Annotated in this window: 18 protein-coding genes; 10 read left to right on the forward strand and 8 right to left on the reverse strand. The window is 59.5% G+C overall.

Going from position 1 to position 25,042, the window contains the following annotated elements:
• Window positions 1-137 precede the first annotated feature (137 nt).
• The 5 genes from ACH2DG_RS09175 (at window position 138) to ACH2DG_RS09195 (ending at window position 4,706) form a co-directional block, all read left to right on the forward strand.
• The gene (locus ACH2DG_RS09175) at window positions 138-935 is read left to right on the forward strand and encodes a transporter substrate-binding domain-containing protein (RefSeq protein WP_184710748.1); all 798 of its coding nucleotides are present in this window, start codon (window positions 138-140) and stop codon (window positions 933-935) included.
• Window positions 936-987: 52 nt separating this feature from the next.
• On the forward strand, window positions 988-1,743 hold the full coding sequence (locus ACH2DG_RS09180; RefSeq protein ID WP_395025640.1) for an amino acid ABC transporter ATP-binding protein: 756 nt from the start codon (window positions 988-990) through the stop codon (window positions 1,741-1,743).
• Between the two features lie 157 nt (window positions 1,744-1,900).
• Complete coding sequence (locus ACH2DG_RS09185; RefSeq protein WP_395025642.1) at window positions 1,901-2,707, forward strand: sugar phosphate isomerase/epimerase family protein; 807 nt, start codon at window positions 1,901-1,903, stop codon at window positions 2,705-2,707.
• Window positions 2,708-2,736: 29 nt separating this feature from the next.
• Complete coding sequence (locus ACH2DG_RS09190) at window positions 2,737-3,687, forward strand: sugar kinase (RefSeq protein WP_395025643.1); 951 nt, start codon at window positions 2,737-2,739, stop codon at window positions 3,685-3,687.
• Window positions 3,688-3,713: 26 nt separating this feature from the next.
• Entirely contained in the window at window positions 3,714-4,706 is a 993-nt protein-coding gene (locus ACH2DG_RS09195; protein ID WP_395025644.1) for a 2-hydroxyacid dehydrogenase, read from the forward strand.
• Window positions 4,707-4,719: 13 nt separating this feature from the next.
• Here the strand turns inward: ACH2DG_RS09195 and ACH2DG_RS09200 are convergent, their stop codons facing one another.
• Together ACH2DG_RS09200 and ACH2DG_RS09205 are read right to left on the reverse strand one after the other, a co-directional pair.
• Complete coding sequence (locus ACH2DG_RS09200) at window positions 4,720-5,007, reverse strand: hypothetical protein (RefSeq protein ID WP_184710758.1); 288 nt, start codon at window positions 5,005-5,007, stop codon at window positions 4,720-4,722.
• Between the two features lie 190 nt (window positions 5,008-5,197).
• Window positions 5,198-5,455, reverse strand: a complete 258-nt coding sequence (locus tag ACH2DG_RS09205) for a DUF2061 domain-containing protein (protein WP_395025646.1) — start codon at window positions 5,453-5,455, stop codon at window positions 5,198-5,200.
• A 210-nt stretch (window positions 5,456-5,665) separates the two neighbouring features.
• Between ACH2DG_RS09205 and ACH2DG_RS09210 the strand changes: the two genes are divergently transcribed.
• The 4 genes from ACH2DG_RS09210 to ACH2DG_RS09225 all read left to right on the forward strand — a co-directional run bounded on the left by ACH2DG_RS09210 (window position 5,666) and on the right by ACH2DG_RS09225 (window position 11,042).
• A complete protein-coding gene (locus ACH2DG_RS09210) occupies window positions 5,666-7,219 on the forward strand; it encodes a DUF4178 domain-containing protein (protein ID WP_395025648.1) in 1,554 nt (517 codons plus the stop codon).
• A gap of 109 nt (window positions 7,220-7,328) precedes the next feature.
• Window positions 7,329-7,547 (forward strand): DUF350 domain-containing protein, encoded by a 219-nt coding sequence (locus tag ACH2DG_RS09215; protein WP_184710764.1) that lies wholly within the window; start codon window positions 7,329-7,331, stop codon window positions 7,545-7,547.
• A gap of 224 nt (window positions 7,548-7,771) precedes the next feature.
• The gene (locus ACH2DG_RS09220; protein ID WP_395025813.1) at window positions 7,772-9,259 is read left to right on the forward strand and encodes a polyamine aminopropyltransferase; all 1,488 of its coding nucleotides are present in this window, start codon (window positions 7,772-7,774) and stop codon (window positions 9,257-9,259) included.
• A gap of 43 nt (window positions 9,260-9,302) precedes the next feature.
• A complete protein-coding gene (locus ACH2DG_RS09225) occupies window positions 9,303-11,042 on the forward strand; it encodes an FAD-dependent oxidoreductase (RefSeq protein ID WP_395025650.1) in 1,740 nt (579 codons plus the stop codon).
• A 1,201-nt stretch (window positions 11,043-12,243) separates the two neighbouring features.
• On the opposite strand, the gene ACH2DG_RS09230 is transcribed toward ACH2DG_RS09225, so the two are convergent.
• From ACH2DG_RS09230 to ACH2DG_RS09250, 5 genes are read right to left on the reverse strand one after another with little or no spacing between them, the layout of a single operon-like run.
• The gene (locus ACH2DG_RS09230; protein ID WP_395025651.1) at window positions 12,244-12,561 is read right to left on the reverse strand and encodes a hypothetical protein; all 318 of its coding nucleotides are present in this window, start codon (window positions 12,559-12,561) and stop codon (window positions 12,244-12,246) included.
• On the reverse strand, window positions 12,558-13,016 hold the full coding sequence (locus tag ACH2DG_RS09235; protein WP_395025652.1) for a hypothetical protein: 459 nt from the start codon (window positions 13,014-13,016) through the stop codon (window positions 12,558-12,560). Before ACH2DG_RS09235 ends, ACH2DG_RS09230 begins: the two co-directional genes overlap by 4 nt.
• Window positions 12,973-13,377, reverse strand: a complete 405-nt coding sequence (locus tag ACH2DG_RS09240; protein WP_395025654.1) for a hypothetical protein — start codon at window positions 13,375-13,377, stop codon at window positions 12,973-12,975. The genes ACH2DG_RS09235 and ACH2DG_RS09240 overlap by 44 nt, the downstream gene beginning before the upstream one ends.
• A complete protein-coding gene (locus ACH2DG_RS09245; RefSeq protein ID WP_395025656.1) occupies window positions 13,365-17,846 on the reverse strand; it encodes an RHS repeat-associated core domain-containing protein in 4,482 nt (1,493 codons plus the stop codon). Before ACH2DG_RS09245 ends, ACH2DG_RS09240 begins: the two co-directional genes overlap by 13 nt.
• Entirely contained in the window at window positions 17,740-20,931 is a 3,192-nt protein-coding gene (locus tag ACH2DG_RS09250; RefSeq protein WP_395025657.1) for a carboxypeptidase regulatory-like domain-containing protein, read from the reverse strand. The genes ACH2DG_RS09245 and ACH2DG_RS09250 overlap by 107 nt, the downstream gene beginning before the upstream one ends.
• A gap of 404 nt (window positions 20,932-21,335) precedes the next feature.
• On the opposite strand from ACH2DG_RS09250, the gene ACH2DG_RS09255 reads away from it, so the two are divergent.
• Window positions 21,336-22,178: a siderophore-interacting protein gene (locus tag ACH2DG_RS09255; RefSeq protein WP_395025659.1), complete on the forward strand. Its 843-nt coding sequence runs from the start codon at window positions 21,336-21,338 to the stop codon at window positions 22,176-22,178.
• Between the two features lie 93 nt (window positions 22,179-22,271).
• Here the strand turns inward: ACH2DG_RS09255 and ACH2DG_RS09260 are convergent, their stop codons facing one another.
• Window positions 22,272-24,950 carry a transglycosylase domain-containing protein gene (locus ACH2DG_RS09260; protein WP_395025660.1) on the reverse strand — a complete coding sequence of 893 codons (2,679 nt, stop codon included), beginning with the start codon at window positions 24,948-24,950 and terminating at the stop codon, window positions 22,272-22,274.
• Between the last annotated feature and the right edge of the window lie 92 nt (window positions 24,951-25,042).

A 25,042-nucleotide genomic window follows, 5' to 3' on the forward strand; every position in this document is an offset into this window, starting at 1 on the left:
TCCCCTCAAGGGGACGACGCCCTCGCTGCGGGGCGGCCCTTGCTCGGCGTCCCGCAGCGAGGGCAGGGCCTCACGTCACTGGCCGGTGTCAAACCCTTTTCCTTTTTTCCCGTTGCGTTATTCAACCCATAGGAGACATGAACATGCAACTCTCGCGCCGCACCTTCACCACCGCCGCTGCCGCCCTGGCCGCCAGCGCCCTCCTGCCCCTGAGCGCTTCGGCACAGTCGCTGGCCGATCTCAAGAAAAAGGGCAAGATCACCATCGGCATGCTGGTGGATTTCCCTCCCTACGGCATTCTCAACAGCAGCAACCAGCCTGACGGCTACGATGCCGATGTGGCCAAGCTGCTGGCCAAGGAGTGGGGCGTGACGGCCGACATCGTGCCCGTGACCGGCCCCAACCGCATTCCCTTCCTGCTGACCAACAAGGTCGACATGCTGATTGCATCGCTGGCCATCACACCCGAGCGCGCCAAGCAGGTGCTGTTCTCCAAGCCTTACTCAGCCGCCTCGATCGTGCTGTTCGGCAACACCAAGACCGCCATCAAGGGCCCGGAAAACCTCAAGGGCCTGCGCGTAGGCGTGGCCCGTGCTTCGACGCAGGACGTGGCCGTGACCAAGGTGGCCCCCGAAGGCACGCAGATCCGCCGGTTTGACGACGATGCGTCGGCCATGCAGGCGCTGCTGTCCGGCCAGGTGGATGCCATTGGCTGCTCCATCACCGTGGCAGCCCAGATCGCCAAGCGCGCGCCCGCTGGCCAGTTTGAAAGCAAGTTTCAGCTGCTGCAGCAGAACATGGCCGTTGCCCTGCGCCCCGGCCAGGACGAAGTGGCCAATGCCGTCAACGATTTCATCGCCAAGAACACCGCCAACGGCGAGCTGAACAAGCTGTACCAGAAGTGGCTGGGCGCTGACTTGCCGAAACTGGATTGAGCACGCCTGCCGTCTGCCTGATTTGAACTGAAATACCCCGCGGAGCTAGACCATGACCACCCCTGCTGACCAGCCCATCATTCGCCTGCAAGGCGTGGAGAAATGGTATGGCAACTTTCAGGTGTTGACCGATATCAACCTCGACGTGCGCGCCGGGGAACGTATCGTCATCTGCGGGCCTTCGGGTTCGGGCAAATCGACGATGATCCGCTGCATCAACCGGCTCGAAGCCATCCAGAAGGGCAGGATCACCGTTGACGGCACTGACCTGACCGGCGACAGCAAGGCGATCGACACCGTCCGCAAGGAAGTGGGCATGGTGTTCCAGCAGTTCAACCTGTTTCCGCACCTGACCATTCTGGAAAACTGCATGCTGGCGCCGATACGCTCGCGCGGCCTTTCCAAGGAAGAGGCGCAGGAGCGGGCGATGAAATACCTCACGCGCGTGCGCATCCCCGACCAGGCGGGCAAGTACCCCAGCCAGCTCTCGGGCGGCCAGCAGCAGCGTGTGGCGATTGCCCGCGCGCTGTGCATGGCGCCCAAGATCATGCTGTTTGACGAGCCCACCTCGGCGCTCGACCCCGAAATGGTCAAGGAAGTGCTCGACACCATGATTGGCCTGGCCGACGACGGCATGACCATGCTGTGCGTCACCCACGAAATGGGCTTTGCCCGCAGCGTGGCCGACCGCGTGATCTTCATGGCCGACGGCAAGATCATCGAGCAGGGCCCGCCCGCCGAGTTCTTTGACAGCCCCAGGCACCCCAAGACCCAGCAGTTCCTGGGCCAGATCCTCAGCAACCATTGACCCCCTGTGGCGCTGCAGGGCGGCCCTTATTCGGTGTGCACCGATGGGCCACGCCAGTGCTTGAGAACGTGCAAAGTTTCTGCAGCCTGCTTGCTCACTTATAAATAGCTGTTAGCGCTTGATGGATGGGCGCAAACGGCCAAGATCACCAAAAACCATGGCCTTGTCTCTGCACAACGCTGGCGCGCCAGCCCTCATCTCCCTCACCTCATTCGGCAATGCCGAAGTGCGCCGCCACGGCCAGCTGTACTTTGCCCGGCTCTCCCACGCCGCTGGAGCGAGCGGGGTGGAGGTACGCGAAGAGCTGCTGATCGACGCCGCTGGCGAGCTGCCCGCCATTGCCGCCTATGTGCATGCCCAGGGCCTGGACGTCGTCTACTCCTGCCCGCAGCCGCTGTTTGCGATGGATGGCGCACTCGATACCGCCGTGCTGCAGCACGCCATTGCGGCCACCCAGACCCTGGGCGCCAGCTGGCTCAAGATGTCGATTGGCGGCTTTGCCAGGCAATCGGTGGCGCATTCGGCCACCGGGTTTGGCGCGCTCAAAGCCACCATTGCAGAGGCTGGCATCACCTTGCTGATCGAAAACGACCAGACCGTAGGCGCGGGCACCGTACAGGCCTTGCAGCGCTTTTTTGCCGCTGCCGATGCGGCGGGCCTGCCGCTGCCCATGACTTTTGACATGGGCAACTGGCACTACCTGGGCGAATGCGCCTTGCAGGCCGCCCAGCTGTTTGCCAGCCGCGTGGCCTATGTGCATGCCAAGGGCGTGCAGCGCCTGCCCGCCAAATGGGTGGCCGTGCCGCTGGCCGAATCTGCCGCCGCCTGGCGCGCCATTCTGCGCGCCCTGCCCGGCGATGTGCCGCGCGCCATCGAATACCCGCTGATCGGTGACGACCTGCAGGCCGTCACCCGGCACGAGCTGGCCGTGCTGCGCGACGCCACTGCCCTGCAAAACCACTGAACCGCGAAAAAACCACAAGAGACCCGGCCATGACCACCAAAACCTTCGACATCGCGACCTTCGGCGAAGCCATGATGCTGCTGATTGCCGACCGCCCTGGCCCGCTGGAGCAGGCCGAGTTCTTTACCAAGCGCATTGCAGGCGCCGAGATCAATGTGGCCACCGGGCTGTCACGCCTGGGTTTCAACACCCACTGGGCCAGCCGCCTGGGCGCAGACTCGATGGCCCGCTACCTCATCAACCAGATGAAGGGCGAAGGCGTGCATTGCGAGCATGTGGTGCTGGACCCTGCGCAGAAAACCGGCTTTCAGATCAAGGGCCGTACCGACGACGGCAGCGACCCGCAGGTGGAATACCACCGCAAGGGTTCGGCCGCGAGCCTGATGACGCCTGCCGACATCGACGAGCCCTGGCTTGCTGCGGCGCGCCACCTGCATGCCACCGGCGTGTTTGCCGCCATCTCTGACACCAGCCTGGCCACGGCCAAGCGCACGCTGGAAGTTGCGCGCGCATCTGGCAGCACCATCTCGTTCGATCCCAACCTGCGCCCCACGCTGTGGAAGGACGAAGCCACGATGCGCCGCGAGATCAATGCACTGGCCGCAGGGGCGGACTGGGTCTTTCCGGGCCTGGCCGAAGGCGAGCTGCTCACCGGCCACAAGACGCCCGAAGCCATTGCACAGTTCTACCGCAACCAGGGCGCTCGGCTCGTCGTTGTCAAACTCGGCGAAGCAGGCGCTTACTTTGACGATAAAGAAACAGGCACCGGCTATGTGGAAGGCTGCCCGGTTGACAAGGTGGTGGATACCGTGGGCGCAGGCGACGCCTTTGCCGTGGGGGTGATCAGCGGCCTGCTCGATGGCCGCACCGTGCCGCAAGCCGTCAAGCGCGGTTGCTGGATTGGCGCGCTGCAGGTGCAGGTGCTCGGGGATTCGGAAGGCCTGCCCACCCGCGCCGCGTTGACAGCCGCCGGCTACTGAACCCATTCCGACGCCCAGGAGCTGCCATGACCCCATCCACACGCCGCCAGGTACTTGTTTTTCGCGAACTGCCGGATGACCAGCTCGCCCGCCTGCAGGCCGCGCATGCGGTGACGGTTGCCAACCCGCGCGTACCGGGCGAGCGCGATGCCTTTTTTGACGCCCTGCCGCAGGCCGAGGCGCTGATCGGCTCCAGCTACCCCATCACCGACGCGCTGCTCGACAGCGCGCCGCGTCTGCAGGCCATCTCCAGCATCTCGGTGGGTGTGGACAACTACCCTCTGGCCAGCCTGCACCAGCGCGGCATTGCGCTGTGCCACACGCCGGGCGTACTCACCGAGACGACGGCCGACACCATTTTTGCGCTGCTGATGGCCACCAGCCGCCGCATCCCCGAGCTGGCGCTGTTCGTGCGCTCGGGCCAGTGGCAGCGCAATATCGGCGAAGACCTGTTCGGCTGGGACGTGCATGGCAAGACCGTGGGTATTCTGGGCATGGGCCGCATTGGCCTGGCCCTGGCCCGCCGCGCAGCGCTGGGTTTTGGCATGCCCGTCATCTACAACAACCGCAGCGCTGTGCCCGAAGCCGAGCTGGACGCCCTGGTCGGCCATGTGCGCTTTGTGGAGCGCGAGGCGCTGCTGCGCGAGGCTGATTTCATCGTCTCGATGCTGCCGTCCACCCCAGAGACCCGCCACCTGCTGAACGCCGACGCCTTTGCGCTGATGAAGCCCAGCGCCATCGTCATCAACGGCTCGCGCGGCGCGATCATCGACGAAGCCGCCCTGCTGCACGCGCTGGACACCGACCAGATCCGCGCCGCTGGTCTGGACGTATTCGCCACCGAGCCGCTGCCGGTGGAATCGCCTCTGCGCACCCACCCCAAGGTGGTGGCGCTGCCGCACATCGGCTCGGCCACCCACGAAACGCGCTACGCGATGGCAGAGATGGCGGTGACGAATCTGCTGCAGGTGCTGGAGGGTGAAAAGCCCGCAGGATGGTTTGATTTGGGCAAAGCCTGAATCCGAACAGCGCTTACTGCCCCGCAGGGTCACAGCGCACCTGGTTCATGTAGATGCTGCAGTTGTACTTGTTGCCCTGAAATGTGGCCTGGTAGCGCGTTGACTCACGGCGGCGGTCAAAGCCAAACACCTGGACATGGGCCTCGGTGCTGCTGAAATAATCAGCCGTCCTGTCGGCAATGGCCTGGTCCGACAGCACGGCGTTGCTGCTGATCGGGCCCACCACATCGCAGCCCGAAAGCGCCAGCACCAGGGCGCTGGCGGCGGCCAGGCCGCCCAGACGAAGGGATGTCGCACGCATGGGGTTTCCTTGGATCGAGTTCATGGCAGATGCGCAACTGTCGCACAAACCCCGGCCTGCCAGCTGCAAACAAAGGTATCCGGGGCCGCCCCTCTTACACCCCCAGGTTATCTAGGCCACCTGCGCCATACCCGCCAGACGTTGCAGCGCCCAGTCAAGCCAGGCAGGCTGCCCGCCTGGGGGTGCGGGCTTACGCCGCATGGGACAGACCCGCTTCGGCAGAGGCGGCCTGCTTGCGGGCATTCCAGCGCTGCCAGGCCTTTTCGTGAAAGAAAAAGGCAAACGCCTGCACCGTGGGTTCGAGCAGACTGAGCGTGAGCGACGCAATCAGGTTGCCGGTGACGGCATAGGCCACCATGGCCGCCACTGTGATGTGGATGACGTAATAGCTGGCGGTCTTGCTGAGCGTCTGGCGGTTGTTGCGAAGGAGGCTGCGGAATTTGGACATGGCGTGCTTTCTGGAGGGGTGGGCTATCAGTGTTTTTTAATGATAATTATTCTTATTTGCACAGTCCAATGAATCATGGCTACAGCGCGCATAGCCGGGCCTTATGGCGGACGCAATACCGCTATGATGCTCGGCAGCCGGCCAGCCCTGTGAGGGACAGGGACCTTCGGCGATTGATCCATTGCGCGCCACACACCTACACAACAAGCCATGACCACGGACCAGCAACGCAGCTACACCGCACCCTGCCCGGGCTGCGGCGCACCTGTCGAATTTGCCAGCGCGCAAGCGGCCTATGCGGTGTGCCCGTACTGCCAAAGCTCCATCGTCCGCGAAGGCGATGTGCTCCAGCGCATCGGCAAGATGGCCGAAATCTTCAACGACTACAGCCCCCTGAAGCTGGGCCAGACCGGCCAGTTTCAGAAGGGCAAGGACGGCAAGCCCGAGGGCTTTCGCCTGATCGGGCGGCTGCAGTACAAGGGCGATACCGGAAGCTGGAACGAGTGGCTAGCGCTGACCGACGGCAACGAGATGGCCGTGGTGAGCGAGGACAACGGCCAGTTTGTGCTCGCCCGCGCCAGCGATGTTCCCGCGCGCAACCTGCCCGACGAAAGCCGCTGGCGCCCGGGCCAGAACGTAGCCATCAGCGGCGTGCAGTACAGCGTGACCAGCGTGGTGCACGCCCAGTTGATGGCCGCCGAGGGCGAGATGCCCAAAAAGCCGGAGCTGGGCAAGCCCTTTACCGTGGTGGAGCTGCGCTCGCAGGACGACCGCGTGCTGTCCATCGACTACAGCGAAGCGCCGCCCTCCATCTACCTGGGGGAGCCCGTCAGGCTGGCAGATCTGAAGATCGCCGGGCTCAAGGACACCTCTGCCAAGAAGGACAAGGGGCGGCACTTCAACTGCCCGCGCTGCGCGGCGCGGGTCGAGATCAAGCTGCAAACCACGCAGAGCCTCACCTGCCCGAGCTGCGGCAGCATCATCGATGTGTCGCAGGGCATCGGCGGCGAGCTGCGCGCAGCGCTGCAGGACGAGCCGGTGCAGCCGCTCATCCCGCTGGGCAAGGTAGGCACCTTTGCGGGCAGCAAGTGGCAGGTGGTGGGTTTTCAGCACCGCATGGGCGTGGAGCCGGGCGATGACGAACACTTTGGCTGGGACGAGTACCTGCTCTACCACAGCAAGCAGGGTTTCCAGTTTCTGGTGAACAGCAGCGACGGCTGGAGCCTGGTCAAGACCCTGACAGGCGCGCCCAACTACCGTGCAGGCGCCAGCACCGTCACCTGGAACAAGCAGACCTACGAAAAGCAGTACAGCTACCTGGCAGAAACCACCTATGTGCAGGGCGAGTTCTACTGGCCGGTGGTGCGCGGCGACAAGACCGACAATGTGGACTTCGCGCGCGGCCAGGATGGCGTACAGCTGCTCAATCTGGAGCAGGGCCGGCGTGAGGTGAACTGGTCGATGGGCCGCAAGCTGGCGCCCGAGACCGTGGCTGCCGCCTTTGGCATGACCGACCAGCTGGCGCTGTTCAAGCCCGCGAGCAGCTCGTTTTCCATGCCCAAGCTCGGCTGCATGCCGATCATCATCGGCCTGGTCATTCTGTTCTTTTTGCTGATCTGGCTGTGGCCCAGCGGCTGCAACGCCGCCGATGAACGGCGCAAGCTGGCGGCCGACCCTGCCTACGTCAGCAAGTGCAGCACCGGCAGCAGCCGGTCTTCGGGCGGATCGTGGGGCGGCTATAGCTCTGGCGGAAGCCACAAATAGCGGGGCGCGCCCAGCCCTGCCGCAGGGCAAGGGCAAGCGGGCCCCTGGTTTTGATACCGGCAGACCACGCCACGGTGCGCATGGCCTGCCTTGATAGAGGAGTATTGTGATGAATCTCGATTGGTTTCACCCGAATGCGTTCTTTGGCTCCATCCTGTTTGCCCTGGTGGGCGTGGTGGTGTTCTGGATCTGCTTTCTCATCATCGACAAGCTCACCCCGGTGGACATGTGGGGCGAGATTGTCGAAAAGCAGAACCTCGCCCTGGGCGTGGTGGTAGCCGCCATGTGCCTGGGCATCAGCATCATCGTGGCAGCAGCCATCGGCTAGCCAGCGCTTTTACTATCCAATAAATAGCTAGAGGCGCCTTCTGGTAGGGCGCCACTGGCTGTTTTGACCTTTACCCCTGCAGCCCGCAGGCATCTCGCCCCGTGTCTTCTTCGCCCCCCGCCGAAACCGCCGCTACCGACCCGCACGACGCGCTGGACTTCGGCCCCGGCATTGCTGCCAACCCGCAGGATTTGCCCCGCCGCGCCAGCCCGCTGGAAATCGCCATGCTGTTCAGCGTGTTCGTCGTCGCGGCCTGCGGCCTGCTGTACGAGCTGGCTGCCGCCGCGCTGGCGTCTTACCTGCTGGGCGATTCGGTGCTGCAGTTCTCCACCATCATCGGCACCTACCTGTTTGCCATGGGCATCGGCTCGTGGCTCTCGCGCTACCTGGTGCGCGAGTTGCCGGCGCACTTTCTGCGCATCGAGCTGATGGTGGCCCTGGTGGGCGGCGCGCTGCCCGCCGTGCTTTCGCTCGTCAATGCCTACGTGCCCACGGCTTTCCACTGGATGCTGTACGGCACGGTGCTCGTGGTGGGTACGCTGGTGGGGCTGGAGATTCCGCTGGTCATGCGTATCTTGAAGCGCAACGTGGTGCTGCGCGATCTCGTCTCCAAGGTACTGACCTTTGACTACCTGGGCGCACTGGCCGTGTCGCTGGCGTTTCCGCTGCTGCTGGTGCCGCACCTGGGGCTGATCCGCACCGGCCTGGTGTTCGGCCTGCTGAATGCGCTGGTGGCCGTGTGGGCGCTGTTCCTCTTCAAGGACGAATTGCGCCGCTTTGCCAGCCATGTGCTGGCGTGCCTGCTGGTGATCGGCGCGCTGATCGGCGGCCTTGCGGGTGCGGACAAAATCACCTCGCTCACCGAAGACCACTTCTACCAGGAACCCATCGTACTGGCGCGCAGCACGCCCTACCAGCGCATCGTCGTCACCCAGGGCAAGCGCGGCACGCGCCTGTACCTCAACGGCAACCTCCAGTTTGCGCAGAGCGACGAATACCGCTATCACGAAGCCCTGGTGCACCCCGTAATGAGCCGTTTTGGCGCGCCGCGCAAGGTGGCCGTACTGGGCGGAGGCGACGGCATGGCCGTGCGCGAAGTGCTCAAGTACCCCTCTGTCGAATCGGTAACCCTGGTGGAGCTGGATCCGGCCATGACCGACCTGTTCAAGAACGTGCCCAGCATGCAGGCACTCAACAGCAATGCGCTGAACAGCCCCAAGGTCACCATCATCAACACCGACGCCTTTCAGTGGGCGCAGCAGACTGAAGATGTGTTCGACGTCATCATCGTGGACTTTCCCGATCCCACCAACTTTGCCGTGGGCAAGCTGTTCACCAACAGCTTCTACTCCATGCTCAGCCAGCACCTGGCCGCCAGCGGTTTTGCAGTCATCCAGACCACCTCGCCGCTGATTGCGCGCCAGAGCTTCTGGACCGTGGTGAACACCGTCGAATCGGTGGGCCTGACAGCCACGCCCTACCACGCCCACGTGCCCAGCTTTGGCGAATGGGGCTTTGTGATCGCCAGCCGCCGCCCCTGGAGCCTGCCCTCTACCCTGCCCGTCGGCATGCGTTTTTTGAGCCTGCCCAGCCTGCCGCTGCTGTTCGATTTTCCGCCTGACATGGCGCGCGTGCCGACCGAAGTCAACCGCCTCTCCAACCAGGTGCTGGTACACACCTACGAGCGCGAATGGGGGAAGGTGGCGCATTGATGGTGGAACACCCCCCTGAGGCGCTGCAGGGCGGATTGCCCGTATGACCGCCATGCAACGCCGCACCGTGTTGAAAGGCGCCGCCGCACTGGCGGCTAGCGCTGCCCTGCCCGGCTGCAAGCCCCTGGCGCCCTCCACCAGCACGGCCCACATCACCGGCGGCTTTATCGGCCAATCGTGGGACCGGGGCCATGCCATGCGCGACCGCCTGCGGCAAGGCCTGCCCCTGCCCGCGCCCAGCCGCACCCACCGGGTACAGGTGCTGATTGCAGGCGGCGGCATTGCCGCACTGTCGGCGGCGCGCGCACTGCGCCATGCGGGCGTGGGCGATGTGGCCCTGCTGGAGCTGGAAGACACGGCCGGTGGCAACAGCCGCGGCGGCAGCATCGACGGCCTGCGCTGCCCGCTGGGCGCCCACTACCTGCCCGTACCCGGCGACGATGCCCCCGAAGTGCAGGACCTGCTCGAAGAACTGGGGGTGCGCGGGCGTGTGGCGGGCCGCTGGCAGTACCGCGACGAATACCTGTGCTTCAGCCCGCAGGAGCGCCTGTTCATCCATGGCGAATGGGTAGAGGGCCTGCTGCCCACCCACGACGTGCCCGGCAGCACCCTGGCCCAATACCAGCGCTTTGCACAACTGGTGGCCAGTGCTATGCAGGCGCAGCGCTTTACCATGCCGGTCGCGCGCAGCTGGGAGCAAAACAAAGGCCTGGCTCCTACCCACCAAGCGCTGGATGCTATTACTTTTGACGCCTGGCTCGCCCAGCACCAGTTGGACGACGCCCACCTGCGCTGGTACCTGGACTACGCCTGTCTGGACGACTTTGGCGCAGGCTGCAGCCATGTCTCTGCCTGGGCCGGTCTGCACTACTTTGCCAGCCGCCACGGCTTTCAGGCCCCGGGCCCCGCAGATGCTGCCACCGAAGAGCAGCACGACGCCGTGCTCACCTGGCCGCAGGGCAACGGCTGGCTGGCCGAGCAACTGGCAGCGCCCACAGCGCAAGCGGGCTGGCTGCACACGGGCCACACCGTGCTGCGCATTGCCGAAGAACCTGGCGGCGTCATCATCGACAGCTACAACAGCGCCACGCACAGCATCGAACGCTGGCAGGCCGCGCACTGCATCGTGGCGCTGCCCACCTTCATCGCCGCGCGCGTGGTGCAGAATGCGCCAGACTTCTTGCACGCCGCCGTGCAGGCGCTCGACTGGGCGCCCTGGCTCGTCACCAACATCCACATCCGCGAACCGCTGGCCGACCGCCCCGGCGCCGAACTGGCCTGGGACAACGTTTTGTACGACGATGTGGCGCGCGGTGGCCTCGGCTACGTCAACGCCGGCCACCAGCGCCTCAATGCTCTGCAGCAACTGCCCACGGTGCTGACCTGCTACCGCGCCCTGGGCGGTATGGCAGCCGCAGACACCCCGCGCGCCGCGCGCCAGCAACTGCTGGATGCACCATGGGAAAACGTGCGCGACCAGACCCTCGCCACCCTGGCCCGCGCCCATGCGGACATCTACGACAAAACCACCCGCGTTGACGTGATGCGCTACGGCCACGCCATGGCCATTCCCAAGCCCGGCGCACAAACGGCTTTAAGCCAAATCGGCCACTGGCGCACAACGGGTGCGCGCCACCCGCTATCAAATTCAAAGTACCCCACCCCCAGCACCACCCGCCTGCACTTCGCCCACAGCGACTGGTCGGGCTACTCGGTGTTTGAAGAGGCATTCACGCGTGGGTGGTATGCGGGGCTGGGCGCTGCACTCGCATCCGGTTTGTAAGGTTCGCCCATCCATCCAGCGGCTGAAAATTGGGGTTGGTGTCTTCCATCCCATTGCCCCAGACGTCATAGCTCAACTGCTGTTTGACTTCGTTTGTGACAGTGGTACAAATCATTCTAGCTCTACTCAGTGAATTGAAATCATTTATTGAACACTATATAAAACAAACATATGAGATAAATTATATAAATAATGGTTGAATATTTCAATATAGACAAAGATGATTTGATTTTCTCATTTTCAACTTTACCACAGAAAACCATCTTCCAGAATTTCGGGACATTTTTCAAATTATCATTTGAAAATATAGAAAAATTACGAAATTTCATCCACAATGATAAATCCTCTTTCTTCATCAATCTCACAATATATTCTACATAGAAATTTAAAAACAATGCAAAGAAAAAGCCAATAATGGAAAGTATAAAGTCAGGGTCATTCATCTACATCTTCTTCCGAATACAAGTCTTTGCAGCCACTCTTTTCATCTCTATGCCTTAATCCTGAGCTTGAGCCTGAGCTAAGTCAGAGTCGTTGCAGGATGGCAGAGCCCTTCATGAAATTGAATTACCAAAAAATCAAGATCAGTTCGCCGCTCTCTATGCACTAAGCATTTTCATTTTTAGAAATTCTGGGCGTAACAAATCGACGAGCAATCCATACATCAAGCAGCCAAGCAGGAGGAATGAGCAACGCATATGAGATAATTCCCGTAGCATCATTCAACGCTAAGCGCAAAGCAGTTCCGAAAATCCAAAAAATGGGTGCGACCAGACAAGCTTCAATTATTCTTATTGCCCGTATATCAGTGTATACATCAGCGTGGCATGCAGGGCATACTGAATGCGATTTTCTATATAAAGCTATGTACATATGGCCACAGCCAGGACATCCTGATGGCTTATATCCTGTTTGGAATCGAGCCTTCATATTACTCATTATCCATAATGGTGCAATTATCTAGTTTAAATCTTCGGCGCCCAACGATGTTCAACCAATTTTGAAAATAAAAATCATGTTTCAGCACATCCCAACCTTTATGGTGCATAAGCCAGATTAAAAATTGGTAACTACAAATTATAAAAATGACTGCTTCGACTAGATGAGTGGCGCTTCAAAGCGAAAACTATTGGGTCGATGCTTGCTGAAAACACCCACCCACCCTTGCGCATTGCAGCCTTGTGTATTGCAATCAAATTCATTAACATCCAGCGCTCCCACCCCAATCGAGTAGGCATACAGCTATTCCTGAATAGGCCAGCAGCATCATGCCGACTACAAGTATTAGCAAGCCAGCTAGCATTGCTCCCCAGCCATTAAGATAAAAAGATGGTTCTCTTCCTTCAGTTCCCACCGGTACTGACCGTCGACACATCCACAATAGACCAGTTGCAATGCAAGCAACACCAAGCACTTTCACCGCTGCTTTTATGCCGAACATAAAATGCGCGGCGATAAAGGCGATGAAGAAGGCAAGCCCCGTAAACCATTCAATTTGATGACGCTTTTCAGAGTTCATTTCTTGCCAGAATAAATGGTGATCTGCGCACCGACGTTCGCATTTGTGTTGAGGCCCCAGATCGAGCCACCATCTAACCACCCGTTGCTAAAGCGGCTACTTCCAGCAAACGGGGAGAGCCATGAAGATGTGTCATTATTAAAGTTGCGCGCGCCCCCACCTTCTGCACTTGCCTGTAGTGGACCAGCATTGAAACTAGCTTTCGCACTGCAAGCATCAACAACGCATCCCTTAAAGGGGTCTATCGGCGCTTCACCAGGTAGCCCTCCCGATGGGTTGTAGCTGAATCCACCTCCTGCACCGAAACCAACTCGCACGGTTGCAATCCTGTTTCCATTGGCATTTCCGAAAGTAATCTGTCCGCCCAGGCCTGCATAGCCTCCAGAGGTCACAGACCATAGTTCAAGTGGGTCACTCTCTATTAAATTGATTTTTTCTGCGGATAAAAAATGCACGAACCCAACCCGAAAATGCAATACACGTAAAGCCAGGGGCTATTGCCAGCAGTACTGCATTATCAAAAAACTTTGAAAGCTCCAGGCTGGAATTCATAAAAAAAAGATGCGTCGTGATTTTTGAAATAATTAACCACGCAGTAGCAATCAGAATTGAATTTACAGTTAACAAAAACCATTGCATAGGGCTTTCAGGGGATTTCTTGTGATTCCATATAAAAAAAGCACAAAATACCCATGCAATGTATAGAAAGGCATAAAATACACAACCAAATTCATTGATTGGGGTAAATTCGTAAATTAGTATTGCTAATAAGGTAAGTATTCCAATCCCTACTAAATTGGCTTTTATTTTCTGCATGAACAAGAACTTCTTGCTTGATACATTGCCACAGAACCAAATGGCATTAAGAATGATCCCGCTACTTCAGCAGTTCCTGAAACCACACTGGAAAAACCAACGAGCTTTGACCCAACGCCATACCCTATTGATAGATTTCCTGGGTTAGCTTTCATAAGGGCCTGCCCTGCTACACCAGGGCCCTTTGCAATAACAATTTTCTCTGTCCCAATCTTCATCCCCTCTCCAATCGCGTGATATGCCTCCGGATTAGCCTTGGGGGCATATTGTTGTAGATTTCCAAAATTTATTATTTTTGCAAGGGTGTTTCCATAATTGCTATTCAGATAATCTTGAACACACGGATCGCTTACAGATGGCTGTGGTTTGGGTGACAAGATGCGAACTTCCTCTAATGGAATTCCTTGCAATAGACCAAGTGGATCAAAATAATTCACCGGATCTTGCAACACATACCCATACAGATTCGTATCCCCACCCTCAAACAGAATCGGGTCCTTCGCAGTCCATCTCCCCGTCTCTGCATCGTAATCCCGAGCCCCGAACCGCGTCAGGCCCGTATCTGGGTCGTACAGCCCCCCTGCAAACCCAAATGGCTGGAAGCTGGGGTTGGTGTCTTCCGTCACGTTGCCCCAGACGTCATAGCTCAGCTGCTGCTTGACTTCACCCGTTGCGGTGTCAATGACCATGCGCACGCTGCCCAGGTGATCGGTGATGATCCGGTAGGTTTTGCCATCCTTGAGCATGCCCGATGGGGCGTTTGTTCTTTCTCCATACAGAAACACGCTGCGAATGGTGCCATCCGGCCCCGTCTGCGCAATAGGGCTGAGTTGGTTTTGGTAGATCAGCCCATATTGCATGACACCGTTCTTTTGCTTGCCGATGCGGCGGTTTTGCGGATCGATCACATAGGTGATATTGACTCCGCCAGGCAGGCCCACGCTGCGAAGGTTGCCCAAACTGTCGTATTGGTAGCTCGTCGCTCCTGCTGCCGTGGTCTTGGCCTGCAGATCACCTGCTGCGTTGTACTGGTAGGTGTTGCCCTTCCAGGTTTGCAGCCGGTCTTCACCGTCGTAGGTGGCAATGAGGGTGCCGTTTTCATGGGTGCGATTGCCATTGGCGTCATAGCCCCATGCGGTAGTGGTTGTGCCACCACCGCCTTCTTCTGCGGTATGCGTAGTAAGGCGCCCAGCGCTGTCGTACACGTAGCTGTGCGTGCGTTCAGCACCAAGAACACGCTCTTGCTGTTTGGCAATACGGCCCAGCAGATCTCGCTCGTAGCTGAATTTGGCAGGGAAGGCATAGCGGTAGTTGGCTTGCTGGAGGTCATCAAGCAGCTGCAGCACTTCAGCATACAGACCCGTGACCGCCGCAGTGTTGTAGCTGCTGCTATCAGTAATTACACCTGCATCTGGACGATTGTTGCCAAGTGCAGATACTGCTACCGCCCCCGAAGCTGTCGTCGTGCGCAGCGCAATGGTTTGGTCTTTGGCGCCGCTTGCCCAGCTGTAGTCAGCATCGGTTCTCGACGCTTGCGTCTCGATATCGGCAAGCCGACTGCGAACCACCTCCAGGCAGTAATCAGGGTTGCGGGGTTGCGCTGCGCCATAGGTTGCAATCAACTCATTGCGCTTGGCGGCATCAAGCCCTGGAGTGTCATAGGTCCAGACCCATTCCCACACCTCACCTCCGTAAAACGAGGTGTATATGGGCCAGCCACGCAGACGGCAAGTATCACGCCGGGAGATTTCTGCCAGCAATTCGCCAGAAAGGCTGCGTATTTTTTGCAGCAGCAATACGCGGGTGGCATCGTCTTCGGGGGTTGAGGGGGCATTGCCGGTATACCCCATGCCTACCACCTCACCAAAGGCGTTGTAGTAGAGGTTGCTGGCGTAATTGCCCAAATAGGCGCCCGCTACCGGGCCTTTATCGTTGGCATAAGCGATGAACAAGGGACCCATTTTTCTGAGCCGGTTTGCCGCGTCATAAGTCACAGGCACGGTAACAGGTGCTGCCGCTCCAGCACTCAGGCTGATCTGGGTAGGTTTGCCATAGCTGTCTATGCTGGTGGCGTAGCGCGCATTGAGGCCGCCACTCCACTCAAAGCCGGTCAAAGCCGAATCGGTACGCAGGTAGGTCAGGCGTGTCCCATTCGCCTCCTGGCTGGCCAATTGGCCCACTGTGTCGTATTGAACGGCGGTAGAGCCAGCATCACTGCCGATGGTGGACAACCGCGCAGCGGCGTCATACCCAAAGGTGATGGTTTGGCCGCCCGGCCTGCGGATTTGCGTGGGTTGTCTGTCGCGGTTGTACGTCCAGGTTGTGCTGGTATCAGGGGCGTTGTAGTTGGCCAGTTGCTGAGCCGCCGTATAACCAAAGCGGTGGCTGGAGCCCGAAGGGGTGACCAGTTGCGTCAGATTGCCCATGGCGTCGTAATCGTAAGCCGCACTGCGACCATCGGGCAGTGTGACCCGGCTTGCCCGGCCTGCTGCATCGTAGCTGTACTGTGTGGTTTGACCCAAGGCATTGGTCATTTGCGATACCTGGCCCCCGCCATTACTACCATTGGGGTGGTATTGCCATTTTGTGGTACGGGTGGGCTCGTTATAGGCGTAGCTGTTGATTTCCTGCAGTCGCCCCTTTTGGTTATATTTAAAATTGAAATCGGCACCAAATGGATCTGTTATTCGAACTGGTTGCATCAATTCGTTTAAATCTGCAAAGGTGCGATCGCCTGCGGGGCTGATGGATGTTAAACGAGGGCCGTAACTCTGATTTTCAAACCGAGTCACCCACGAAGTGTTATTCTGTGTGCTGGCTGAGATCCAGCTCGTGAAATTGCGGTCGCTCCAGTTGCCTGCGCGCCGCTCTGAAAAACTGTTAAACAAGTTTCCATTTTTAATGGTGTAACTAGTCGTCGAAGCCACCGAGCCAAACTGGTAGTCGGAGTAACTGCTTCCCTCAATAGATGTTCCGTTGGATAGTTTTCGAATAGAAATCCCAGTAGAGAAATTCCCCTTAAATGAAGTCTGGTCTCCATTAAATCCAACGGAGGTCTTTTCTATCGAACTGCCTTGAGCCAGTTGCTTGACAGACTTGCTTCTACCCTCTGCTGTGGTTGCAGTAATGGTGTTGGTTTTATTATCGCGCGTAAGCTGCCATCCGCTCCCATCTGGCGCATTATTGGAAACCAATTTTCCAGTGCCATCGTAGCTGTATCGATCTACCCCGCCCAATGGGTCGTGGTACTCAGTCAGCAATCCTTGTCCGTTATAGACCATCTTGTGGGTAGCGCCCCCAGGCTCCGTAACGCTCGCCAACTGCCCCTGGTTGTTGTAGGTCAAGAGCGTTTCTTGCCCATCCATGCCGATGACTTTGGTCACACGATCATTGCCGTCGCGCTGCCAGGCGGCTGCATTGCCAAAGCCATCAGTGACAGATGTCAGATAGCCCTGAGCGTTATATTGGTATTTCGCCAAAGCCTCTCCAGTAAACGCACTGTTATAAGTTAATGGACGTCCATCGGCGTCGAAAATCTCATAGCCCTTACCATCTGGTTTACCGACTCGATACACTCCCTGGCCTAAATATGGCATCCCCGCAGATAGCCTTCCAATTCGCCCTTGGTAGTCCATACCAATTACGCCAAAATCCTGATTGAAGCCAATCAAATTTGAGAAAAAATTACCGCTAGAGGCATCTCTTTTGGAGATGAGGCGGATTTTCCCATTTGGATCAAGAGTTGAGATTTCGTCATCCATCTGCATGAGCAAATTGGAGGTTGGCCCAGATGCTGCATTCAGATATGAAGGGCGTACGGCCACATACTCCAGTGCCCCCGCTTGGGTATATCGATAGACATTGATACTCGGGTTAGCTGTTACCAAGACCCATGCTTGCCCATTGGTTGATCCAACAACCTTGGCAGGACCCGACACATCCAGGCGAATCAACATCCCGCTAGGTGTCAGCCGCGCGAGTTCACCCAATCCGGTTGTCAGCAGCACACTCATATCTGGCAGTGGAGCCATGGACCGGACTGTGATCGCCGCGTCCACTGCCCGCACAGGTACACCCAATGGTAGGCTGACATCACTGCCTCCATTACCCGCAATGGTGTTGATGATTCCGTTTGGTGAAACGCGTCGCAACCGACGATTGCCAATATCTGCAATGTAAATGCTGCCGTCCGCTGCCTCAGCGGTCGCGCCAACGGAGTTGAATTTGGCATCAATAGCAGGGCCGCCATCGCCAGAGTACCCTGCCTCGCTCTGCCCCGCGAATACACTGGGCGGCGATGATGCGTTGTTCAAATCGTGCTGCATCAATACCCGATGCCCTTCTGACATCAGAATGCCTCCATCACTCAACAGCCTCAGCTGCGAGCTGTAGGGTAATTTGGTATCCGATACCGACTGAACAGCCACAGCCATCTTGGATGCAGCCTGCAACTGCCCCCCCAGCTTCATGCAGTATCTGCTTGTCTGGGTCGTACAGCCGCAGTCCTCGCAAAGACCAGCCTCCCATGTTTGCCTGAGATACATCAAAACTATTTTCAGGAGGAGCCTTGATCGATCTCACCGCCCTGGTGCTCTGGATCTCAATGGTCGGATCTTGTCCGCCTCCTCGAGAGAACGAAACACTAGATGCAGATCTAGCAGTATCAAATGCGCGAGCGAAGTCTGCAGGACTGCTGTAGTACACCGCCGCATAACCATATTTCACCAAGGATCGCAGAGTAGCTACCCCGCCGGTAACTCGACGACCATATATATCTTTTCCATCCCAACTGCTTTCGTCAAACTGTGGGGTAGAGGCAAACTCCGCAGCACTCCTTGCTCTGACGATCCTGCGGCCTGCAAAAGAAAAATCCGTCTGTGCATAGCGCAACGCAGAATTCGGCACCCACGCAGCCGATTTAATGCGCGTTCTAATCTTGGTTGGAGCAACAACGGGTTGCCCAATGTCAAGGCGCTTGTCACTCCGGTAATACAGATCCAGAGGTGTTCCATGAAAAGGAACAGATTGCCCCACGACGCGTTGATTGACGTAGATGTCACATCCGCATTCGATGTCCTCCTTCAATCCAAGAGGCGGCTCTTCATTGTCCGGATTATTCGGATCTGGCGGATTGTTGTCAGGCGGAGTATTAGGCGGAGGGCCATCTCCTGGAGGGCCATCTCCTGGAGGGCCATCACTTGGAGGCTCGTCGTCAGGCGGAGGTGGCGCATCAGGTGGAGGGCCCCAGGGCCAGTTGCAATCCCATGGCGTGAAATGTGTCATGGGAGTACGCCACAGTTGTGTGCCCGCGGGATACATCTGTGCAAGCGCTTTCAGCTCTTCTGCAGTAATGCCAAGCTGCGCAAGTTCGGCGCTGGTGGCGGCACGATCAGCCTCGGTGATTCGAAGTACTGCCTGGCCAGCATCAATGGACAGGATTTGAACTACGCGTCCGTTATCCGAGCCAATCCACGCCGTACGCTCAAAGTCATACCAGCCCGCCGGAACCGCTGTACCGACAGGGGCTTGAATGAAGTTATTGGTGTATGTATAGACCGGCTGGTTGAAGCGGACATGCTTGGCGCCAAGCGCCTGTGCCTCATCTGCAGAGAAGTTGGCGGCCCAGGTATAACCCACGGTGGTGGGCAATTCGCCCGGCATGGTTTGTGGGCCGTTTTCACCAATGGTGTATTCAGAAACGCGGACAGTGAGCTGCTCCAGATTCTGGGTTGAGCCATCCGCCATTTCTGCCACGGCCTTGGTGCCTGCGGGAAAGACGATGGTCGTGCGACGTGCGCCTCGGTAGTCCGTGTTCTCCCCTCCCCAATAGGTCTGCAGCTCGTTACGGGTGAGGTCAATCTGGCTGTACTGGTTATCAAAGGGGATGAGCACCACATCATCGGCAAAGGCCAAATCACGCCACGGCGTGTTCACTTTGCGCTGTGCAGAGAGATAGCCCGTCTTTTCAACATGCACGGTGAGCCACCCACCACCCTTGACCGCCATGTCAAACCAGCCATCAACGCGGGTTTGCGTATGGCCGTACTCTGGATGGCCCTGGATTTTGATGGTCGCCCCAGCCAGTGGGTTGCCATTCTTGTCCAATATCCTGCCGCGTAGGACCGCTGCCCGGATGGGGTCTATGGTTCCTGCAGCGACGTCCTTTTGAATGGGGTCTGTATCGTCATAGAGGAACTTGGTGCTGTCTTTAAAAGATGTCAGCACATTGGGCGGAAGTGGCGTGGCGCGAGTCTTGGGGTCTGGCGGAAGCTTGCCGTCGTCATTGACCCCCAAGAGAAACTGCTGGGTTTGTGTCTTGCCATTCCCGTCTCGCGCAAGCAGGGTAATGCGGTGCATACCTGTGGTGGAAGGTGCCCAACGTACCATTTGTTCAGGCGCCGCCCCCGAGATCGTGACACCTGCAGGGGTACTGGCACCGACAACTTCAACAGCGACGGGCGATCCTTGGCTGTCCACAGCCCGAACCTGGTACTTCCAATCAGCATTGACTTGCGCGGTCAAGCCGGGAACGCTCACAAAGCGTGGCAGGTCGGAGGCTTTCTCAAATGGAGACAGGTCACGGTTACCGGAGACCACAGGCCCGCCGCCATCCGTGCGCCCTGCATTGGCGTCGATTCGGATGAACAGCTGTCCATCGCTGATCGCGCCGTAGAGGGCCATCAGATCCGGGGTGTTGAGAACATTGTCACCTTCGGGGTCAGTGGCGAGTGCCGATATACCGGCCCAGTCCGCAATGCTGGTGTCGTGGATGCTGAGTTTGGAGAGTGCATTGGCCGCGCTGACAACGCCGGTGACCAAGGCAGAAGATGCCAGTACGATGGTGCAGATCGCCACAACGGCGTTGCCTTTGATGCGGCCTGTTTTGATGCCCCACCAGCCAGCTACAGCCATGGCGGCGGCAAGTGCAGCAATGAGTGCTGCGCTCATCAGTGGCACTGGCGTGGCGCTGCTGGCTTGAGGGTTTGGAACCGTGAGACCGATGGAGCCATTCCCCTGCCCGCTGACAGGGCTGATGAGGTAATCGCCCGAAGCACCCACGTTGAGCGTCAGGTACTGGCCTGGCTTGACGCCCAGTTGCGCCATGGGAATGGCCGCCTCAATGTGCTCGGTGATTTTTCCTGCAGCTGTTGTGCTGGCGAGCTTGCGGGCGCCGGACTCTACCGGAGCGGGGCTGCCCCAGGCATTGTTGCTGCAGGTGGCAAGGGTAACTGCGTTAACGGTTGCGCCCGCAGTGTCCTGGGTGGTGTCGATATGGACCTGGTAGTCGATACCGGAGAGGCTTTGGGAGCCCGAGGCATCTTGAACCGTGGCAGAGCAGCCGGTAGTGCCGCTATTTGCGCCACCATCCGTATCGATATACAAGGTGTAGCGCTGGCTTCCGGTGGCTTGTGCAAATGTAGGGGAGGGAAAGCATGCGTAAAGCGCAATGGCAATTGCCAGAAGCTGCAAAACCCACAGGCGTATGAATCGTTCGCTTCTTTGGCCAATCCAATCAAGAATGGCGCTGATAGGGGTGGTCTGGCCTTCGGGCATTGCCCTCTCCTCTGATTTTAAAATAGCTTTTGGAAAGTCAACTTTCTTAAACAATTGTTTAAAACTATTTACAGGTCGTCATTGCGCTTTATCAAGTAGGTGTTCGCACCGCAGCCTCTATGCAACAAAGCGCGGGAATTGGAATAGGAATCTGGCCTTGACCCGTCTCCATTGCAGGTTCTGCCTCAACCAAGATGCCAAACGGATGCGGAGTGGCATATGTCACCTCACGGGGTGTTCCTGCCATGAATCTTTCGACTTCGCCTCATAGCGGGGGAGGCGAATCCCTCTGCGAAAAATGACGCCATGACCATTCTTCTCATGGGGGTGAAACGGCTTGTCCGAAGACAATAATAATTCTCATTTATTATTAAGATATATCTTAATTACCCAATGAGCTGTCCATGACCTTGCAACTGAGCCTGCCTACCCCACCTTCTGCCGAACTGCTGGCTGCCCGCGCGCCGCAGCGCGTGCGCCATGACATTCAACTGCGTCGCACCACGGTGCAATCCGTTCGTCGCATCACGCCGCACATGCTGCGCATCACCCTCCAGGGCAGCGATCTGGCCAGATTTGCGAGCCAAGGGTTTGATGACCATGTGAAGCTGCTTTTTCCCGATGCCAGCGGCCAGCTGCAAGTGCCGCCCATGGAATCCGATGGCCTGCCCCCAGCGTTGCGCGCCTCGATGCGCGATTACACGCCGCATTCGTATGACGCGGATACCCAGCAGCTGTCCATCGACTTTGCCGTGCACGAGGCAGGCCCCGCCACTGCGTGGGCGCTGCAGGCCAGCCCTGGCCAGCAATTGGGCATTGCCGGGCCGCGCGGCTCCTTCATCATTCCTGCTGCGTTTGACGGCCACCTGCTGATTGGCGACGACACCGCCCTGCCCGCCATTGCCCGCCGCCTGCAGGAGCTGCCCGCAGGCACGCGCGTGGTTGCGGTGGTGGAAGTGGACAGCGCCGCCGACGAGCAGGAGCTGCCCAGTGCGGCCCAGGCGCAGATTCACTGGGTGCACCGCAATGGCCGCCCTGCGGGCGACGCGGAAGGTATTTTGCAAACCCTGTCGCAGCTGAATGCCCCTGCGGGTGACTATTACTGCTGGGTGGCACTGGAGTCAGCGGCTGCCAAAACGCTGCGCCATGCCCTTATCACCCAGTACGCTGCCCACCCCAAATGGACCAAGGCGGCCGCCTACTGGAAGCGCGGCAGCCAGGGCGTGCATGAGGTGATCGAGGAATAGGCAGAGAACCTCACGCCAGGGGCGTAACCCCGGCGCCGGGCGCAAGACACCTAGCGATGCGCCATCACCCCGGCAAATGCCTCCGCAGACGCCCTAGCGAACCACTTCTCCCGCCGAAATACCGGCTTCACCCGTCTGGGATTGGGGAAGCGGTTGTGCCGAAGCTGGCGTGGCGCGGCGCCACACCACATCGCCGCCTGCCGAAGGCTGCTGCGCAGGCACCCCGGAGTTGACGGGAGACACGACCACGCCGCGTTCGATGGGCGGTGGGTTGCCACGCGGGGCAGAGGCCGTGCCGCCAAGCGAAGGAGCGGGAGCCGCCTGTGCGCCGTCACTGCCGCCCGCCGCGCCCGGCCCGGGTACCACCACACCCGGTTGGGGGCGCACCGGATCATTGGGGCGCGGCGCCTGGGGCTGCATCACTTCGCCGTTGAAGGCGGGGTAATCGCCTTCGCCGCTCGGGCCACGGGTGCCGTAGTCGGGCTGGGCAGGCGTGCCAATGGGGCGCGCTTCGGGGTCGTCCATTACAGGCGGACGACGGTCGCCACCGTTGCTTGCGGGGCCTTGCACGGCGGGGGGCTGCTCGAAGGGATCCACCGGCTCCTTGCTGGTGCCAAAGCCCAGCATCCAGCTGCGCAGGCGCTGTACAAAGGTGTTGTTCTCGGCGGGCTGCTCAAAGTGGCCAGCGGCATCGACCAGTTTGGTGCGCTGCGCGGCAGCGGCAATGTCGGCCACGATGGGCAGTGCGCTGTGCGCGCCCTGGCCCCAGTAGTCGTTCAAGGTGACGCGGCTGTCGTTGAAGCCGACCCAGGCTCCGGCCACGAGGTCGGAATGCATGAGCATGAACCAGCCATCGGCGTTGTCCTGGGTGGTGCCGGTCTTGCCAGCCCAGTCACCTGTTACGCCATAGCGCGCCACGCCCCTGCCGGTGCCTTTGCTGATGACGCCGCGCATCATGTCCACCAGCGCGTAGGTCACGCCGCTGTCGAGTGCCAGCTCGGTCGGCTGAGGTTCGAACTCGGCCAGCACCTTGCCTTCGCGGTTGGTGATGCGGGTGACCATGACGGGGGCCCTGTAGCCACCGCCGTTGGCCAGCGTGGCATAGCTGGTCACCATTTCCTGCAGAGTCACGGGGCTGGTGCCCAGCGCCAGCGACATCACCTCGTCAAGCTTGCTGTCGCGCACACCCAGCGCGCGGGCCAGCTTGGCTACCTTGGCGGGGCCGACCTTGGCCATCACCTGCGCGGTGATGGTGTTCTTGGAATAGGCGAGGCCATCGGCCAGCGTCATCGGCTGGTTGGAGGGCGGGCCACCATCGGTGGGGCGCCAGTGCTGGCCGCCGGGCAAGGTGATGTCCACCGCTTCGTCCATCAATTGGTCGCTGGGCACGGCGCCATTGAGCAAGGCCGCGCCATACACAAAGGGCTTGAAGGTGGAGCCCGGCTGGCGGCGCGCCTGGGAGACATGGTCAAACGGGTCGATGGCAAAGTCGCGGCTGCCCACCCAGGCCAGCACGTGGGCGTTGCGCGGGTCCATGGCCATGAACCCGGCCTGTACGCGCACCTTGTCCTGCCGCAGGTCAGCCATGAAGTCGGCGTCGGCCAGCAGGCGCTTCAAGGCCTCGTCCTTGTCCTCTCCGCCCTCCACCGCCTGGCGGTAGGCCTTGCTTTCGCGCACAAAGCTTTGCACCAGCGGATTCTTGGCCGAAAAGGCCGCACGCGGGGTCCACAGCCCGTTGGCCGTCACCTGCAACTGGCGGCCATGGCGGGCAACCGCTTGGTTGGCCCATTGCTGGATGCGTGAGTCGATGGTGGTCTGCACCACCAAACCGTCGGCATAGAGGTTGTAGTCGTTGGCGTCGGCCCAGTCGATGAGCCATTTGCGCAGTGCCTGGGCAAAATGCGGCGCCATGCCAACGGCTTCGTCCTGGCGCTCGAAGTCGAGCTGGATGGGGCGCTTTTTCAGCGCCTCGAAATCCTTGTCGCCCAGCTTGTCGTGCTTGTGCATCTGCGCCAGCACGGTGTTGCGGCGCGATACGGCACGCTCGGGGTTGCTGACCGGGTTGTAGTAGCTGGTGCCCTTGAGCATGCCCACCAGGGTTGCCGCCTCGATCACGCTGAGCTTGCTGGCCGGTTTGTCAAAGTAGGTGCGGGCCGCCATCTCGATACCGAACGCGTTGTAGAGAAACGGCACCGTGTTCAGGTAGGTCTCCAGGATCTCGTCCTTGGTGTAGGCCGATTCGATCTTGTAGGCGGTCACCGCCTCTTTGAGCTTGCGGTTGAGCGAGCGCGCGCGGCCGATCTCCTCGGGGAACATGTTGCGCGCCAGCTGCTGGGTGATCGTCGATCCGCCCTGCGGCCGCCCCATGGCCGTGTGGATGACCGAGCCGAAGGTGCGGCGCCAATCCAGCGCCCCGTGCTCGTAGAAACGGTGGTCTTCGGTGGAGATGAGCGCGTTGATGACGTTGGGCGAAATGTCCTTGAGCGCCACCCATTCGCGGTTGGACCGCTTGTACTGCGCCAGCACCTTCCCGTCTGCCGACATCAGCTGCGTGGGCGCCTCCACCTTGGCTTTTTGGATATCGCTGATCGACGGCGTCAGCGGTATCAGGAGCAGCACGTACAGCAGCAGGGCCACCGGCAGGGCCAGTACGGCCATCAGCCATTGCTTCTTGCTGCGGGAAGCCACCCAGGCGCGCAAGCGGGCAGCTTGGGGAGCAAGGGCATGGGCCACGCGGATGGCCGTATTTTTGAGTGCGGAAAAAAGAGGCATCGCCTGGGTATCTCGTCTGCAGAACAAGGCTTGCCGGGGTGCTTCAATCTCGCATGCCCGCAAGCGAATCGCACATTGTCGGGCAGGAGCAG

This window comes from Comamonas odontotermitis (assembly GCF_040396735.1).
Lineage (GTDB): Bacteria > Pseudomonadota > Gammaproteobacteria > Burkholderiales > Burkholderiaceae_C > Comamonas > Comamonas odontotermitis_C.

Coding starts and splice junctions, on each gene's coding strand:
- ACH2DG_RS09205 (WP_395025646.1), bottom strand. CDS start 5,455: ATGTCCAAATTCCGCAGCCTCCTTCGCAACAACCGCCAGACGCTCAGC.
- ACH2DG_RS09195 (WP_395025644.1), top strand. CDS start 3,714: ATGACCCCATCCACACGCCGCCAGGTACTTGTTTTTCGCGAACTGCCG.
- ACH2DG_RS09220 (WP_395025813.1), top strand. CDS start 7,772: ATGCTGTTCAGCGTGTTCGTCGTCGCGGCCTGCGGCCTGCTGTACGAG.
- ACH2DG_RS09210 (WP_395025648.1), top strand. CDS start 5,666: ATGACCACGGACCAGCAACGCAGCTACACCGCACCCTGCCCGGGCTGC.
- ACH2DG_RS09185 (WP_395025642.1), top strand. CDS start 1,901: ATGGCCTTGTCTCTGCACAACGCTGGCGCGCCAGCCCTCATCTCCCTC.
- ACH2DG_RS09215 (WP_184710764.1), top strand. CDS start 7,329: ATGAATCTCGATTGGTTTCACCCGAATGCGTTCTTTGGCTCCATCCTG.
- ACH2DG_RS09250 (WP_395025657.1), bottom strand. CDS start 20,931: ATGCCCGAAGGCCAGACCACCCCTATCAGCGCCATTCTTGATTGGATT.
- ACH2DG_RS09200 (WP_184710758.1), bottom strand. CDS start 5,007: ATGCGTGCGACATCCCTTCGTCTGGGCGGCCTGGCCGCCGCCAGCGCC.
- ACH2DG_RS09240 (WP_395025654.1), bottom strand. CDS start 13,377: ATGCAGAAAATAAAAGCCAATTTAGTAGGGATTGGAATACTTACCTTA.
- ACH2DG_RS09245 (WP_395025656.1), bottom strand. CDS start 17,846: ATGAAGCTGGGGGGGCAGTTGCAGGCTGCATCCAAGATGGCTGTGGCT.
- ACH2DG_RS09230 (WP_395025651.1), bottom strand. CDS start 12,561: ATGAACTCTGAAAAGCGTCATCAAATTGAATGGTTTACGGGGCTTGCC.
- ACH2DG_RS09190 (WP_395025643.1), top strand. CDS start 2,737: ATGACCACCAAAACCTTCGACATCGCGACCTTCGGCGAAGCCATGATG.
- ACH2DG_RS09225 (WP_395025650.1), top strand. CDS start 9,303: ATGACCGCCATGCAACGCCGCACCGTGTTGAAAGGCGCCGCCGCACTG.
- ACH2DG_RS09255 (WP_395025659.1), top strand. CDS start 21,336: ATGACCTTGCAACTGAGCCTGCCTACCCCACCTTCTGCCGAACTGCTG.
- ACH2DG_RS09175 (WP_184710748.1), top strand. CDS start 138: ATGAACATGCAACTCTCGCGCCGCACCTTCACCACCGCCGCTGCCGCC.
- ACH2DG_RS09260 (WP_395025660.1), bottom strand. CDS start 24,950: ATGCCTCTTTTTTCCGCACTCAAAAATACGGCCATCCGCGTGGCCCAT.
- ACH2DG_RS09180 (WP_395025640.1), top strand. CDS start 988: ATGACCACCCCTGCTGACCAGCCCATCATTCGCCTGCAAGGCGTGGAG.